This window comes from Desulfoluna sp. CLI2B, assembly GCF_056847375.1.
The window spans coordinates 3,923,131-3,936,932 of sequence record NZ_CP186557.1; the positions used below are offsets into that span (position 1 = coordinate 3,923,131).

Annotated in this window: 10 protein-coding genes, 1 pseudogene and 1 CRISPR repeat array; of the genes and pseudogenes, 10 read left to right on the top strand and 1 reads right to left on the bottom strand. The window is 55.0% G+C overall.

The window, feature by feature from the left end; genetic code table 11:
• Positions 1-527: 527 nt before the first annotated feature.
• Positions 528-824 carry a hypothetical protein gene (locus ACOYW2_RS18405; RefSeq protein ID WP_482767490.1) on the bottom strand — a complete coding sequence of 99 codons (297 nt, stop codon included), beginning with the start codon at positions 822-824 and terminating at the stop codon, positions 528-530.
• 862 nt (positions 825-1,686) lie between these two features.
• Between ACOYW2_RS18405 and ACOYW2_RS18410 the strand changes: the two genes are divergently transcribed.
• From ACOYW2_RS18410 to ACOYW2_RS18455, 10 genes and pseudogenes are all read left to right on the top strand, one after another.
• Complete coding sequence (locus tag ACOYW2_RS18410; RefSeq protein ID WP_482767491.1) at positions 1,687-2,700, top strand: helix-turn-helix transcriptional regulator; 1,014 nt, start codon at positions 1,687-1,689, stop codon at positions 2,698-2,700.
• 507 nt (positions 2,701-3,207) lie between these two features.
• Positions 3,208-5,460 carry a CRISPR-associated helicase Cas3' gene (gene cas3 / locus ACOYW2_RS18415; protein ID WP_482767492.1) on the top strand — a complete coding sequence of 751 codons (2,253 nt, stop codon included), beginning with the start codon at positions 3,208-3,210 and terminating at the stop codon, positions 5,458-5,460.
• Between the two features lie 52 nt (positions 5,461-5,512).
• Positions 5,513-6,031, top strand: a complete 519-nt coding sequence (gene cas5c / locus ACOYW2_RS18420; RefSeq protein ID WP_482767493.1) for a type I-C CRISPR-associated protein Cas5c — start codon at positions 5,513-5,515, stop codon at positions 6,029-6,031.
• A 121-nt stretch (positions 6,032-6,152) separates the two neighbouring features.
• A complete protein-coding gene (gene cas8c / locus ACOYW2_RS18425; protein WP_482767494.1) occupies positions 6,153-7,892 on the top strand; it encodes a type I-C CRISPR-associated protein Cas8c/Csd1 in 1,740 nt (579 codons plus the stop codon).
• Positions 7,893-7,895: 3 nt separating this feature from the next.
• Positions 7,896-8,780 carry a type I-C CRISPR-associated protein Cas7/Csd2 gene (gene cas7c, locus ACOYW2_RS18430; protein ID WP_482767495.1) on the top strand — a complete coding sequence of 295 codons (885 nt, stop codon included), beginning with the start codon at positions 7,896-7,898 and terminating at the stop codon, positions 8,778-8,780.
• Positions 8,781-8,782: 2 nt separating this feature from the next.
• Positions 8,783-9,406 (top strand): CRISPR-associated protein Cas4, encoded by a 624-nt coding sequence (cas4, locus tag ACOYW2_RS18435; protein WP_482767496.1) that lies wholly within the window; start codon positions 8,783-8,785, stop codon positions 9,404-9,406.
• On the top strand, positions 9,403-10,434 hold the full coding sequence (gene cas1c, locus ACOYW2_RS18440; RefSeq protein ID WP_482767497.1) for a type I-C CRISPR-associated endonuclease Cas1c: 1,032 nt from the start codon (positions 9,403-9,405) through the stop codon (positions 10,432-10,434). The genes cas4 and cas1c overlap by 4 nt, the downstream gene beginning before the upstream one ends.
• Positions 10,435-10,439: 5 nt before the next feature.
• Positions 10,440-10,727: a CRISPR-associated endonuclease Cas2 gene (gene cas2, locus ACOYW2_RS18445; protein WP_482767498.1), complete on the top strand. Its 288-nt coding sequence runs from the start codon at positions 10,440-10,442 to the stop codon at positions 10,725-10,727.
• A 224-nt stretch (positions 10,728-10,951) separates the two neighbouring features.
• A CRISPR array of direct repeats spans positions 10,952-11,774; the repeat unit is 32 nt; unit sequence GTCGCTCCCCTCGCGGGAGCGTGGATTGAAAC.
• Positions 11,775-12,190: 416 nt separating this feature from the next.
• Complete coding sequence (locus ACOYW2_RS18450; RefSeq protein ID WP_482767499.1) at positions 12,191-12,670, top strand: GNAT family N-acetyltransferase; 480 nt, start codon at positions 12,191-12,193, stop codon at positions 12,668-12,670.
• Between the two features lie 96 nt (positions 12,671-12,766).
• Positions 12,767-12,883, top strand: a pseudogene (locus ACOYW2_RS18455) (DUF7661 family protein); the annotation flags it as partial.
• Positions 12,884-13,802: the final 919 nt, after the last annotated feature.

The following is a 13,802-nucleotide window of genomic DNA, read 5'->3' on the forward strand; positions in this document are numbered from 1 at the left end:
TCAGTTTGAAATGAATCGGTTCTACGAGAACAGTCACTCCCCGTACGGGAGTGTGGATTGAAACTTGATGGCAACGTAGGGGGCAAGCTCGCTTTCGGTCGCTCCCCGTAAGGGAGCGTGGATTGAAACCTCTTGGGTGAGGGAGGGAGCGGGAGGGGAGGCAAGTCGCTCACCCTACGGGAGCGTGGGTTGATACTGTCAATCTCCTGTATCAAATCGTCGCAATGCTCGTCGCTCCCCGTGCGGGAGTGTGGATTGAAACTGTGATGGCAACAGACCGTTTATACAAACGTTCAGTCGATCTTCTTGCGGATGCGTGGTCTGAAACCAAGTGAATCGCTACCTGTGCAAAGCGAGTATTGTCCGTGGATTAACATTCTTTGTTGTGCGGGAGCCACACCCCACGATTTGTTGTTCCCCTCGCGAAAGTGTGTATAACAAAAGCCCGCATACATCGTCTCGATGAAAGCGGGCTTTTCGTTTGCCATCGACTATTTATCCCCATGGACTCGCAGGCAGGTCTTTTGTCACCTGCGGATCCCTCGGCCCTTCATCTTCTCCTGCTCCTCTTTGTAAATCGCGGCCATGCGATCAATCTTCTCGTACTGCCGAGCCAAGAGGTCCTCGGTGATGGTGCGAATCCCCCACCGTTTGAAATCGATCTGGAGACCGTTTCCACCGGGGTCTTCGGCACCTTCCAGTTCATTGAAAAACGCCCCCACAGATCTTAGAAGGCGATGGATATCTTTGATGGAGTCGCACAATTCAACGATTTCCGCCCCCGAGAACATCGCCGGAGCGGATTGGCTATCGCATGAAGTCATGGTGATCTCCTTTGGGGTTTACATTGCTGGGCAGAAAGCAAATGTGCCATGAATAATGATTTGTATGAACACGACGTTCCCGAATCTACCTATCTTCATTCACGACCTTTTGCTCGCCATCCGTCTCGAAAGGAAGACGAACGCACCAAAAAAGGTTTTTTCTAAGGATCGATATGCCTCAACACATGGACAAACAAACGTTGAAATCAGACATGGGGAATACGCGCCTCCGGTGAGGCCAGGAAGAAGTAAACAACGCAACACGCCTGTTCACAGGTCTGTTAGAGAACGCGTAGAAATCCGAAGACGCGCCTTCCCCGCCGTCAATCAGAAACGATCGTGTTCATTGGCCATCTGGTGAGTCTGTAATGTCCACTGAAAGTGTGCGGGGTGCCGCGGGATGAGGAAAATACGACTTGAAATGGATTTGGTGGTGGTGTAAAAAACCGTGTAGCCATGACGACCTCCTGTGAAGGTTGTTTTTGGTCAGGCCTGGCAGGGTGTTTGCCGCATCCTGTCGGGCTGCATCATGAACGTCACAATAACTAGTTATTACGCCCCACCCTAATGTGATCCTTTTTGGGTGTCAACACTTTTTTTGCCGTTATATCTCAGCCTTACCTATTCCAAAACTATAGAATAAATACCGAACGCCCCTTCCACTCAACACCCCAGCCTTACCGCATCGATGGAAAATCAGTCTACCACAAGGTAAAAACAGCCACGTCCTGCCAACCTAAATAGTCATCACTCACCAGGTGAAAATAGTGCTGGAAAGGCAAGGCCCGTTTTGATACCTCTATTTCCAAGCCACACGTTAACTCATTTTTTTCGCCAAAGAAATAAAGAGTAAGGAGTGCTTATGAGAGGGAAACAGGTGCGTCAGATTTGCGAGGTATTGGATCGGCTCTCCACCCCTTCTGGAGCCACCATCCGGGAACTGACAGAAGCCCTGAAGGTGAAGCGCCGATCCGTGGAACGGATTCTCCACAACATGGAGGAAATGGAGTTCCCCATCTACAAGGATCGACCCCAGGGCGCCCGGGAAAAGCGATGGCACCTGGAGCCCTCCTATGTGAAAAAACTCCCCAACACCGCCATCCCCAATCTCACCCTCACCCACCAGGAGGTGATGTGCCTTTACCTTCTCAACCGAAACGACCCGGTGTTCAAAGGTACCTACATGGAGCGCCTCCTGAAGTCGCTCTTCTCCAAGCTCACGTACTTCTATCCCAAAGAACTCACCGACGCCCTGGACGGTATGCGCCACCTCAAGGTGACCAAGCCCCTGATCCAAAAAAATTACGCCACCCATGAGCCGGTTCTCGCCACCGTAACCGAAGCCATCGTCTCCCGAGAGTCTCTGAAAATGTCCTACCACGCCTTTGCCACCGACACCCATAAAGAGGTGGTCATCAACCCCCTTCACCTGTTTGAGGAGTCGGGCGGACTCTACCTCATCGCCCAGAAAAGGTCCGAAGGCGCTTTCCGAACCTACGCAGTGGAACGCATCCACAAAGTCCGCGCAACCGGGCAGGAGTACAGCTACCCCAAAGGGTTTTCTCCAGGCGATTACCTGTCCCGTACCTTTGGTATCATTGACGACGGTGAGATCACTGTGTGCCTTCGGTTCTCCAAGGCACAAGCCCGATACGCCGCCGAGAGAACCTGGGTAAACGGACAAACCCTCACGCCCGGACCCGATGGCACCTTAGAGCTCTCCTTCACAACCCGGGGCATCCGGGATGTGAGGCGTTGGGTTCTGGGGTGGGGATCGGATGTGGAAGTGCTTGCACCGAAATGGTTCCGGCAGGAAATCCGAGGGGAATTCGCAAAAATTGACCAAATATACAGACAAAAACACTCACTTTTTTAAATATAAAAATCAACATCTTAACCACTCACACTTCAATTGAATGTAAACAAACATTTGACACACTGAAACTTCGAGATTACCATTCTCAGGAATTACCAAACATTGAATGTCTTGGTAATGAGTCTCCCTGCAAGCTAGCGGAGTGGATTGAAACAATTGAATGTATGCTATGCTCTATGCCTCTTGGTCCCATTTGGCATAGGGTATGGTTTACCAAAAATAATATTTCAATTGATGTATGCTAAAAGGAGACTCATGAAAATCCGATGCTGCGTTGAAACAAAAAAAGCCGAGATTGTTTTAGTGTTTATTCTTTTCATATTTGGCTATAGCTTTTTTAGCCACGAAGACCTATCAGTTATCCATATATCGATGGGCAAATGCCATATTGTATTGGAAAGGCACACAGAAAAAAAATTTCTCACCGATGCAACCAGCTTTGACGGAGTAACCCTGTAAGCTGGCTACAACAAGACATCAACCTAATTGATAGAAAGTTGAAGCATCATGAAAAACAAAATTCATTACTATGCTCACACGACTGCCAATGCCCCATCGACCTGGCAACCGTTGATTGACCACCTGATACAAGTAGCCGACCTTGCCGCCGACAGGGCCGCCTGTTTCGGCGGGGAAGACTTTGCCCGATGGGCCGGGCTACTCCACGACCTGGGTAAATTTTCTCACGAATTTCAACGGTACCTTGAAACATCCAAGGGGAGGGTGGATCATTCCACGGCAGGGTCTCAGTGGGTCCGTCGTCTTTGGAAAGAGGCCATGGGCGACCATGGGGAGTGTCTTGCCACCTTGCTCTCCTATGTCATCGCCGGGCACCATGGGGGACTGCCCGACGGCGGTCATACGACGGCGGATCACGGGTCCTTGAAAAATCGTCTGGCCAAAAGAGAGATCCCGCCTGTGGAGGGGTGGCAAAACGAAGTCCCCCTTCCCGAAATCGCACTTCCTCCAAGACTGAAAATGGACAAGGAAACAGCGGGATTCACCTTAAGTTTTTTTGTGCGCATGATCTACGGCTGCCTGACGGATGCTGACTTTCTGGACACCGAGGCCTTTTGCTCCCCCGAAAAATCCATGCTGAGAAGCCCCTGGCCCGGCATCCCTGAAATGACGGAAACGCTTCGCCAGCACATGGACACCTTGTTGCAAAAGTCAGAACCAACCCCCATCAATACGGCGCGCCAAGAGATCCTGAATTATTGCCGCGAGGCATCCGAACAACAACCAGGCCTCTTTTCCCTCACCGTCCCCACAGGGGGAGGAAAAACCCTTTCATCACTTACCTTCGCCTTGGAACACGCCAAAACCCATGGGTTGAGGCGGGTGATTTATGTCATCCCCTACACCAGTATTATCGAACAAAATGCCGATGTGTTTCGCAAGGCGTTGGGGGAGGATGCCGTGCTGGAGCATCATTGCAACTACCTTCACCCCGATGAAGAGAAAGAAGGAGGAGACGACCACCCGGACATCGCGGGAGCCGTCAGGTTCCGTCTTGCCATGGAGAACTGGGACGCCACCCTGGTGGTGACCACCTCGGTGCAATTCTTCGAGTCCCTTTTTGCCAACCGGTCCTCCCGATGCCGAAAACTCCCCAGCATTGCCCGCAGTGTGGTGATACTCGATGAAGCCCAGATGCTCCCCCTTCCCCTGCTTCAACCTTCGGTGATGGCCCTGCGTGAGCTTGCAACCAACTATGATTCCACCCTGGTGCTGTGCACGGCCACCCAGCCCGCCCTTGAACAATCGGGCCGCCTGACCTGCGGATTTCCTGAAGGGGCCATTCGGGAGATCATCCCGGAACAACAGAAAAAGGACCTTTTCAGGACCTTTGAGAGAACAAAGATTACCCGGCTCGGCACCCTTTCAGATGAAGAGATTGCCGAGAGACTGCGCAACGAACATCAGGTGCTCTGCATTGTCAATACCAGAAACCATGCGCGCACCCTGTATGACACCCTTGGCAAAGAAGAGGGAAATTTTCATTTAAGCGCCCGTATGGTCCCGGCCCACAGACGGAAAATTCTCCAAAAGATATCGAAATGCCTTGAAAAAGGCCTCCCATGCAGGGTGGTAAGCACCTCACTCATTGAATGCGGTGTGGATGTTGATTTTCCGACGGTGTATCGGGCTGTGGCAGGCCTTGACTCCGTTGCCCAGGCCGCAGGGCGATGCAACCGGGAAGGCAAGCGCCCCACAGGACAAGTCTACGTATTCCGGCCCGAAACCGGCATGCCCAAAAGGGCACCGGGGTTTCAGCGGCGAGCCGAGGTGTTTGAAGAGATAGCCGCCTCCCACGACGACCTATTCAGCCGCGAGGCTGTCTCCGCCTTTTTCCGGCGGCTCTACCAGTTTGAAGGGCTTGACCAAAAAGAGGTCATGAAATGCCTGTACGAACCCAATATCGGCCTCAAACTCCCCACCTCGTTTCCTTTTGTGGTCATCAACGATCGGTATCGGTTCATTGAAACCAAACGTCCCGTCATTGTGGAGTGGGACCAACGGGCCAGGGACTTGGTGCGTCAACTGGAGTATGCCCAGGACATATCGGGCACTCTACGACAACTCCAGTCCTACACGGTCCAGGTTTATAAAACGGAATTGGAAGCCCTTTTTGAGGGAGGTGTGGTGCCCTTGAGAGATCAATTTTACGTGGCCCGCGAAGGCATCGGGTACAGAGAGGACGTCGGGCTCTGTTCGGAAGACCCCACCCACTGGAACGCGGGTTCGGGAATTATTTAATCGTGTTTACCCTGTATTGCCGCCGTGTGGCGTGGATAACAAAGGAGGATCTATGGGTTATGGTGTCAAGTTGAAGGTATGGGGCGATTACGCCTGTTTTACCCGACCGGAGATGAAGGTGGAGCGGGTAAGCTACGATGTGATGACCCCTTCGGCCGCCCGAGGGATCCTGGAGGCCATCCACTGGAAACCCGCCATCTCCTGGGTGGTGGACAAAATCCATGTCTTGAAGCCCGTGCGGTTTGATTCGGTACGGCGTAACGAGCTGAAAGGCAAAGCCTCCGCTGCTTCGGCCAAGTCGGCCATGAAAAGCGGCAAGGCCGTTCACCAGTTCATTGAAGACGAGCGCCAGCAACGTGCCGCCCTGGTACTTCGCGATGTGGCGTACATCATTGAGGCCCATTTCGACATGACGGATAAAGCGGGCGCCGAAGACAACCCCGGCAAGCACATGGATATTTTCAAACGCCGTGCGATAACTCTGGCGCGCTTTGACGGCCCAGGGGATGTCCGGGCTTCGGCGGCAGAAGCTGGCGCGAGGGAAGCCTCTTCAAGCTGGCGGGACGGTTAAAGCATTGGCTGGATGTCCACCGACCATCCATTTTACTCTGTCAGATGACACCTCAATTCTACCGCCCCACCATGGTGGACGGGGTCATTGATGTGGCCCGATGGCAAAAGGAGGCCGGGCTATGATTCTCTCGGCGTTAACCGACTATTATGAGCGCATGGTGGCAGACCCGAAAGCCTCCATGCCCAGGCCCGGGTTCAGCGAAGAGAAGATCTCCTTTGCAGTGATGGTCAGTGCGGAGGGACATTTCAAAAGCATCCGGGATTTACGGGAAACCCAAGGCAAAAAAGTCGTGCCTGTCAAAAAGATCGTACCTGCCGCAGTGAAGCGTTCCGGCACATCCATTGTTCCCAACTTTCTCTGGGATAATTCCGGGTATGTCCTCGGGGTGGACGGCAAGGGAAAACCCCAGCGCAGCCGCATGACCTTTGATGCGTTCAAGGAAAAGCACCAGGATATCGCCGGGCACACATCCTGTGCCCGGGTCAAGGCTGTGGCCGCTTTTCTGGAGGCATGGGAACCGGAGCAGGCTGAGGCATTGGAGTTAAAAGAGGAGTTCCTCGATCAGAACCTGATCTTCTGGCTGGAAGGCGATGACAGGCCGGTCCACGAATACCCGGACGTGCTGGAGCTCTGGCAGACGCTGCAGGATAAAAAGGAAGATGGCTCCTATGAAGCGCCCTGCCTCGTCACAGGAGAGGTGGGACCCATTGCAAGGCTCCACCCCCCCATCAAAGGCGTCTCCGGGGGGCAGCCCGCAGGGTGCGCCATTGTATCCTTTAACCTTGATGCCTTTGCATCCTACGGCAAAGAGCAGAGTTTCAACGCGCCGGTGGGCGAAACTGTTGCCTTTGCATACACCACGGCGTTGAACTACCTGCTGCGCCGTGAAAACGGACGGACTTTGTCCATCGGGGACACCAGCACGGTGTTTTGGGCAGAGAAAAAGGCACCTGAAGAAGATCTGCTGGCCTCTTTTTTTGATGTCACCAACGAGCCTGACCCGAAAGGTTCCCCAAAAGAATCCGGGGAAGACCGGCAATCAGCGGCCAAGGTGCGCTCGATTTTACGGGCCTTGCGGGATGGAGTGGCCCTTCATGATGCTCTGGGTGAGCTGGACAAGGACGTAAAATTTTACATCCTGGGATTGGCCCCCAACCAGTCCCGCCTTTCCGTACGATTCTGGTGCCCCTCAACCTTTGGAACCCTGGTGGAGAAGGCTGGCCTGCACTACGGAGCCTTGAGTATGGAGAGGCAATACCCCAACCAGCCCGAATTTCCGTCGCTATGGCAGATTCTATTGGAAAGCGCTGTCCAGCAAAAAAGAGAGACATCTCCGCTTTTCAGGGGCCCTTCGCGCAGCGTCCTCACGGGCTGCCGATACCCCGAGAGCCTTTACACCGCCATTTTAGGGCGCATTCGCGCCGACAAAGAGGTCAATTATGTGCGGGCCGCCGTCATCAAGGCGTGTCTGACTCGAAACCACAGGCAAACATCAGGAGAGATCACCATGTCACTCGACCCGAATCGAAAGGACGTCCCTTACCTGTTGGGTCGTCTTTTTTCCTTGTTGGAAAAAGCCCAGAGAGACGCCCTTGGAAAAGTAAACACCTCCATTCGACACCGTTATTTCAGCTCTGCATCGGCCACGCCCTCCATTGTGTTTCCCCAATTGCTGAGACTGGCTCAACACCACATTGCCAAAGCAGAATACGGGGAAAAAATGGACAGGGGCATCCAAGCTGTTGTGGATGATATCGCTGATTTTCCAACCCGCCTCTCCCTTCAGGAGCAAGGTATTTTCACCATCGGCTATTACCACCAGTCCAACGCAAATTACCGAAAAAACGAAAAGGAGTAACCCATGAGCGCCCTTGAAAACCGATATGAATTTGTCTTGTTTTTTGACGTGGAAAACGGAAACCCCAACGGTGACCCGGATGCCGGAAACATGCCCCGCATCGACCCGGAGACCGGCCACGGCATGGTGACGGACGTCTGCCTGAAACGCAAAGTCCGAAACTATGTGGAGTTGGCCAAGGACGGAGAGGAAGGATTTAACATTTATGTCCAGGAAAAGGCGGTGCTGAACAACCGCAACGAGATGGCGTACAAGGCCCTTGACCTGAAACCCGATAAAAAAGGAAAAAAGCTGCCCAAAAAGGTGGAAGACGCCAGGGCCGTTACCCAGTGGATGTGCGGCAACTTCTTTGACATCCGGAGCTTTGGTGCGGTGATGACAACAGAAGTGAACTGTGGCCAGGTACGCGGGCCGGTTCAGATGGTGTTTGCCAAAAGCGTGGATCCTGTGGTGCCCCATGAGGTGAGCATCACACGCATGGCCGTGACAACGGAAAAAGAAGCCGAAAAACAATCCGGGGACAACCGCACCATGGGGCGCAAATACATCATTCCCTACGCCCTCTACCGTGCCGAAGGGTTTATCTCGGCGCCCCTGGCAGCCAAAACCGGATTTTCCGAAGATGACCTCTCCCTGTTCTGGGAAGCCTTGACCCAGATGTTTGAACATGACCATTCAGCGGCAAGGGGGAAAATGAGCGCCCGAAAACTGGTGGTGTTCAAGCATGACTCAAAGCTGGGAAATGCCCCGGCCCACCTCTTGTTCGATACCGTGACCGCCAACCACGCCAAGGATGGAAATGCCCCGGCACGGGCGTTTAAGGATTACGACATAACCATTGACGAGTCAGCCCTTCCCAAGGGTGTCTCCTGCGAGGTGAAATTGTAGCCATGTATGCCGACGACGACCTGCTCCCCCTATCGGCCCTTCAGCACCTGCTCTTCTGCCCGAGGCAGTGCGCACTGATCCATGTGGAGCGGCTCTGGGTAGAGAACAGATACACGGCCGAAGGGCAGGTCCTCCATCAACGGGTGGACAGGCCGGGGGAGCACCGGGAACCCGGGGTACGGACGGCCTATGCCGTAGACCTCAAAAGCCGGGCCCTTGGCCTGGTGGGCAAAGCCGACGCCGTGGAATACCGACATCATGACGGGCTGTGGCGTCCCTATCCCGTGGAGTACAAAAGAGGGCGGCCCAAAAAGGGCAACCACGACCGGGTCCAGCTCTGTGCCCAGGCCCTTTGCCTGGAGGAGATGCATGGAATGGGTATTGACGAAGGAGCCCTTTTTTACGGGACGCCCCGTCGGCGTGAAGTGGTGTCCCTCACCGACTCGTTGAGGACAGAAACCATAGACGCGGCTCTGGCCCTCCACCACCTGGTGGAGGAAGGCCTCACCCCGCCGCCTGTGTACACCAAGGGGTGCGACACCTGCTCCTTTCTGGATCTCTGCATGCCCAAGGACATGGGGGTTGGTCGTGTAAGGGCCTACCTCAGGGAGGTGACAAAAGGATGAAGAAGCTGTTGAATACCCTCTACGTCACCACCCAAAAAAGCTACCTGGGAAAAGACGGAGAGACGGTCTCGGTCTACCGGGACGGCAAGGTAGTAGCCCGCATTCCCGTGCACACCCTGTCAGGCATCGTCTGCTTCGGCAATGTGGGGATGAGCCCTTTTCTCATGGGGTTCTGTGGGGAAAAGGAGGTGGGGGCCTCCTTTCTGACGGAGCGCGGGCGGTTCCTTGCCCGGGTGGCCGGACCGGTCTCCGGTAACGTCTTGGTGAGGCGGACCCAGTACCGCCTCGCCGATGAACCGGATGAATCTGCGGAGCTTGCCCGAAGCTGCGTCATCGGCAAGGTGGCCAACTGCCGGGCCGTGCTCTCCAGGGCCCTGAGGGACCACCGTGACAAACTCGACGCCGATGCCGTGCAAGACGCTGTCACGCGGCTGAAGGCAACCCTGAAGGAGCTTGCCACGCCCCGCCCCCTGGACACAGTCCGCGGCCTGGAGGGAGACGCGGCCCGGGCATACTTCGGGGTGCTGGACCACCTGATCATCACAAACAAAGACACGTTTTGTTTCAAGGGTCGAAGCAGGCGACCGCCCCAGGACATGGTCAATGCCATGCTCTCCTTTGTCTACACCCTCCTTGTCCATGACGTCCGCTCAGCCCTGGAGGCCATGGGCCTGGACCCTGCCGTGGGTTTTCTTCACCGGGACCGACCGGGCAGACCGGGTCTTGCCCTGGACATGATGGAAGAGTTTCGGGCCTTTGTGGCTGATCGCCTGGTGCTCTCCCTCATCAACCAGAGGCAGGTCTCCCCGTCGGGCTTTCAAACCCTGGATTCCGGCGCCGTGGTCATGGACGATTCCACGCGCAAGGTTGTCATTACCGCCTATCAGGACCGAAAGCAGGACGAAGTGTGTCATCCGTTCTTGAAGGAAAAGGCAAAGATCGGCCAGCTTTTTTTCGTGCAGGCCCAGCTTTTGAACCGTTATTTTCGAAAAGATCTGGACGGCTACCCGCCCTTTGTATGGAGATAGATGCCATGATGGTGCTTGTCAGCTACGATGTGGCCATGGATGAAGGGGGCCAAAAGAGGCTCCGACGTGTGGCCCGGGTGTGCCAGAACTACGGACAGCGGGTCCAGTACTCCATGTTCGAATGCAGCCTGGACCCGGCCCTCTGGGTGGAGGTCAAGGCCAAACTAATCAAAGAGATCAACCCGGAAACAGACAGTCTCCGATTCTACTTTCTGGGGGCCAACTGGAAACGCCGGGTGGAACATGTGGGGGCAAAACCCTCACGCGACCCGGATGCCCCTTTAATCCTTTGAAAGCGCGAACCCCGAGCTCGTTTTTTTGTTATAAAAATCAACCATCTGAAAAAAGGTCTCTTTCGACCATTGGAGAAGAAGAGGTTCGCGATTTTTTAACCATTTGAAAATATGAACTTATTCATCAACATCAGACCAATACGTGCTCCTCATGGGCACTGCCGACCGGGGTTCGCGCATAACCCCGGTTTTCCTTTTGTATATGAATGGGTTCCCTGAAAACAGTCGCTCCCCTCGCGGGAGCGTGGATTGAAACCTTCGTGCTTGTGATTGGCCGCCCTGGGCATACGGTCGCTCCCCTCGCGGGAGCGTGGATTGAAACTCATGCCTCTTATCTATCCGAAAATAAACCAAAGTCGCTCCCCTCGCGGGAGCGTGGATTGAAACAAGGATGCCGAGAGGAGAAGCGCAGAGGCTTAGAGTCGCTCCCCTCGCGGGAGCGTGGATTGAAACCCACTCGTCCGCATCAAGATCACCCCTCTTTATGTCGCTCCCCTCGCGGGAGCGTGGATTGAAACAAGGGCGACAAGGGGAAGGAGCTTGACCGCCTTTGTCGCTCCCCTCGCGGGAGCGTGGATTGAAACATAGGCCCTGGTACAGGAAAGGCCGCGTTAGCCTGTCGCTCCCCTCGCGGGAGCGTGGATTGAAACTTCGATACGGGGTGGGAATTCCCGGAGATGTATGGTCGCTCCCCTCGCGGGAGCGTGGATTGAAACAAGCAAGCTGCTAAGTAACGCTAAGGTCTCCGAGTCGCTCCCCTCGCGGGAGCGTGGATTGAAACAGGCTGGGCGCTAACCAAGTTGGGGGTGACATACGTCGCTCCCCTCGCGGGAGCGTGGATTGAAACAATTGATCTGCCTGTGTTTGGCTCGCCTGGTTAACGTCGCTCCCCTCGCGGGAGCGTGGATTGAAACGTCGCCTCCTCGTTTTCCGTGTCGTCCGCGGGGGTGTCGCTCCCCTCGCGGGAGCGTGGATTGAAACTTCGCCTTGATGTAAAATCCATCCACGGCGGGGCGTCGCTCCCCTCGCGGGGGCGTGGATTGAAACACCACTGGGTTGAGCGGTGATGATCGTTAAAACCGTCGCGCCCCCGCTGTGGCGTAAGATATAACCCGGCAGGTTTGGACGAAAGGCTCTCCGACGGCTATCGGTACCCATGCGAGGATGTCAATTGAAGCTCTTTTCGGTGCGGGGGCCGCACCCTACAAGGTGTCACGGCCCGGGCGGAATCGGAGAACGTGTAACCGTCAACAGCTCCAGCCACCTATGGCTTCGGCATGGCTTTCATGCGCACATGTTGAGTGCCTTTATACGGTGAAAGGCCACATTGATTCCAAGGCCCGCCTCGGTTATGATTTACTCGGCATAAGTCTCATGCACGGTAATGACGGATGGAGCCAGGTATTATCTTTTTGATCCGTCACATGGCCATGCTCTTCATGGTATGAAGTCAAGGACCCCCCATGCTCATTCGCTCTGCATTCCCAACCGACTCAGAAAAAATCGCGGTCACCCATCGGGCGTCCATTAAAACCCTCTGCGCACCCCACTACACCCCAGAAGCCATTGCCGGGTGGACAGGACTTTTGACGCCCGATATTTACGAGCACGCCATAGGTGAAAAGATTATGGTCGTGGCTGAAGAGAACGAAGGGATCTTTGGCCTGGGCATCCTGAACCCGGTTAGCGGTGAAATCGGTGCCGTTTATGTTCACCCCCGGGCTGTGGGAACCGGGGTGGGCAAAGCCCTGATTACGGAGCTGGAGACCCGGGCCATGGGCGCCGGTGTCCATGAACTGAGATTATGCGCCACCATCAACGCGGTGGATTTCTATGGTCACTGCGGGTACCTTCGCCTGGGCGAGTCCGCCCATGAACTGCCCAACGGGGTGAGGCTGCCATGCATCCGAATGGCAAAGGCCCTGGACGATCAAAATGGATAAAAAGATCACATTTAATGTGTTTGGCAGGATCATTCTCGCCCTGCACGAAGAGAATGCTTGGTGATTGTTCTATGAGTAGGATCAAAGCGCCGCCCGGCCACAGACCTTGTTGTGCCTTCCGGCCTCCAAAGCTCCGAGCTGGAACTCTACCTGAGCGACCTCTGCCACGAGTGGGCCACCGAAAAGCATCCCGATATTTTCAGAGTCTCGTGATCTAAGGCGCTGCCTGCATCACAATGGGCTAATGGAGTAAGGGAAAATCGACCCCATAACAGTGGCGTGGGTTGAAAGCTTTTGGGTTTTTACGGGCAGCTCTCCAGCGGCTGTCGGTACCCATGCGGGGATGTCAATTGAAACTCTTTTCGGTGCGGGGGCCGCACCCTACCGTGTGACACAACCCGGGCGGATACGTGGGGTCGAAATTTCGCGGGGATTGACGGGCGACTATCCAGGGGCTGGCGGCATCCATGCGGGGGCGTGAATTGAACCTTTTCCGGTGCGGGGCCTAGCAGGTACCCGTGTGACACAGCCCGGGCGGATACGTGGGGCGAGATATTGCGGGGATTGACGGGCGGCTCTCCAGGGGCTGGCGGCATCCATGCGGGGGTGTGAATTGAACCTTTTCCGGTGCGGGGGCCGCACCATACGGGGTGACACGGCCCGGGCGGTTACGTGGGGCGAGATATTGCGGGGATTGACGGGCGGCTCTCTGGAGGCTGTCGGCATCCGTGTGGGGACGTGAATTGAACCTTTTCCGGTGCGGGGGCCGCACCCTACGGGGTGACACGGCACGGGCGGTTACGTGGGCGAGATATTGCGGGGATTGACGGGCGGCTCTTCGATGGCTGGCGGTATCCATGCGGGGACGTGAATTGAACCTTTTGCGGTGCGGGGCCGTACCCTGGTATCATTGACCTCCTAACGGAAGCAGAGATACCGACACTAAGGGAAAGATCTTTTGTAAAATTCACGAAAAACCCCTGAATCATTTTCAATCTATTCAGGGGTGATTAATCGTTGGGAACCCTTTTATGTCAAGCAATTACACGTGTGGGTAACCATTTATAAAATTTAATATCCACTTTCTTATTGACAACTTACGCAAACACATAGATAGTGCGCCCGTTAGTGC

Bases quoted from the DNA above. Each gene is read 5' to 3' on its own strand.
- cas1c (WP_482767497.1), top strand. From the start codon at position 9,403: ATGAAGAAGCTGTTGAATACCCTCTACGTCACCACCCAAAAAAGCTAC.
- ACOYW2_RS18450 (WP_482767499.1), top strand. From the start codon at position 12,191: ATGCTCATTCGCTCTGCATTCCCAACCGACTCAGAAAAAATCGCGGTC.
- cas8c (WP_482767494.1), top strand. From the start codon at position 6,153: ATGATTCTCTCGGCGTTAACCGACTATTATGAGCGCATGGTGGCAGAC.
- ACOYW2_RS18410 (WP_482767491.1), top strand. From the start codon at position 1,687: ATGAGAGGGAAACAGGTGCGTCAGATTTGCGAGGTATTGGATCGGCTC.
- cas5c (WP_482767493.1), top strand. From the start codon at position 5,513: ATGGGTTATGGTGTCAAGTTGAAGGTATGGGGCGATTACGCCTGTTTT.
- cas3 (WP_482767492.1), top strand. From the start codon at position 3,208: ATGAAAAACAAAATTCATTACTATGCTCACACGACTGCCAATGCCCCA.
- cas2 (WP_482767498.1), top strand. From the start codon at position 10,440: ATGATGGTGCTTGTCAGCTACGATGTGGCCATGGATGAAGGGGGCCAA.
- cas7c (WP_482767495.1), top strand. From the start codon at position 7,896: ATGAGCGCCCTTGAAAACCGATATGAATTTGTCTTGTTTTTTGACGTG.
- ACOYW2_RS18405 (WP_482767490.1), bottom strand. From the start codon at position 824: ATGACTTCATGCGATAGCCAATCCGCTCCGGCGATGTTCTCGGGGGCG.
- cas4 (WP_482767496.1), top strand. From the start codon at position 8,783: ATGTATGCCGACGACGACCTGCTCCCCCTATCGGCCCTTCAGCACCTG.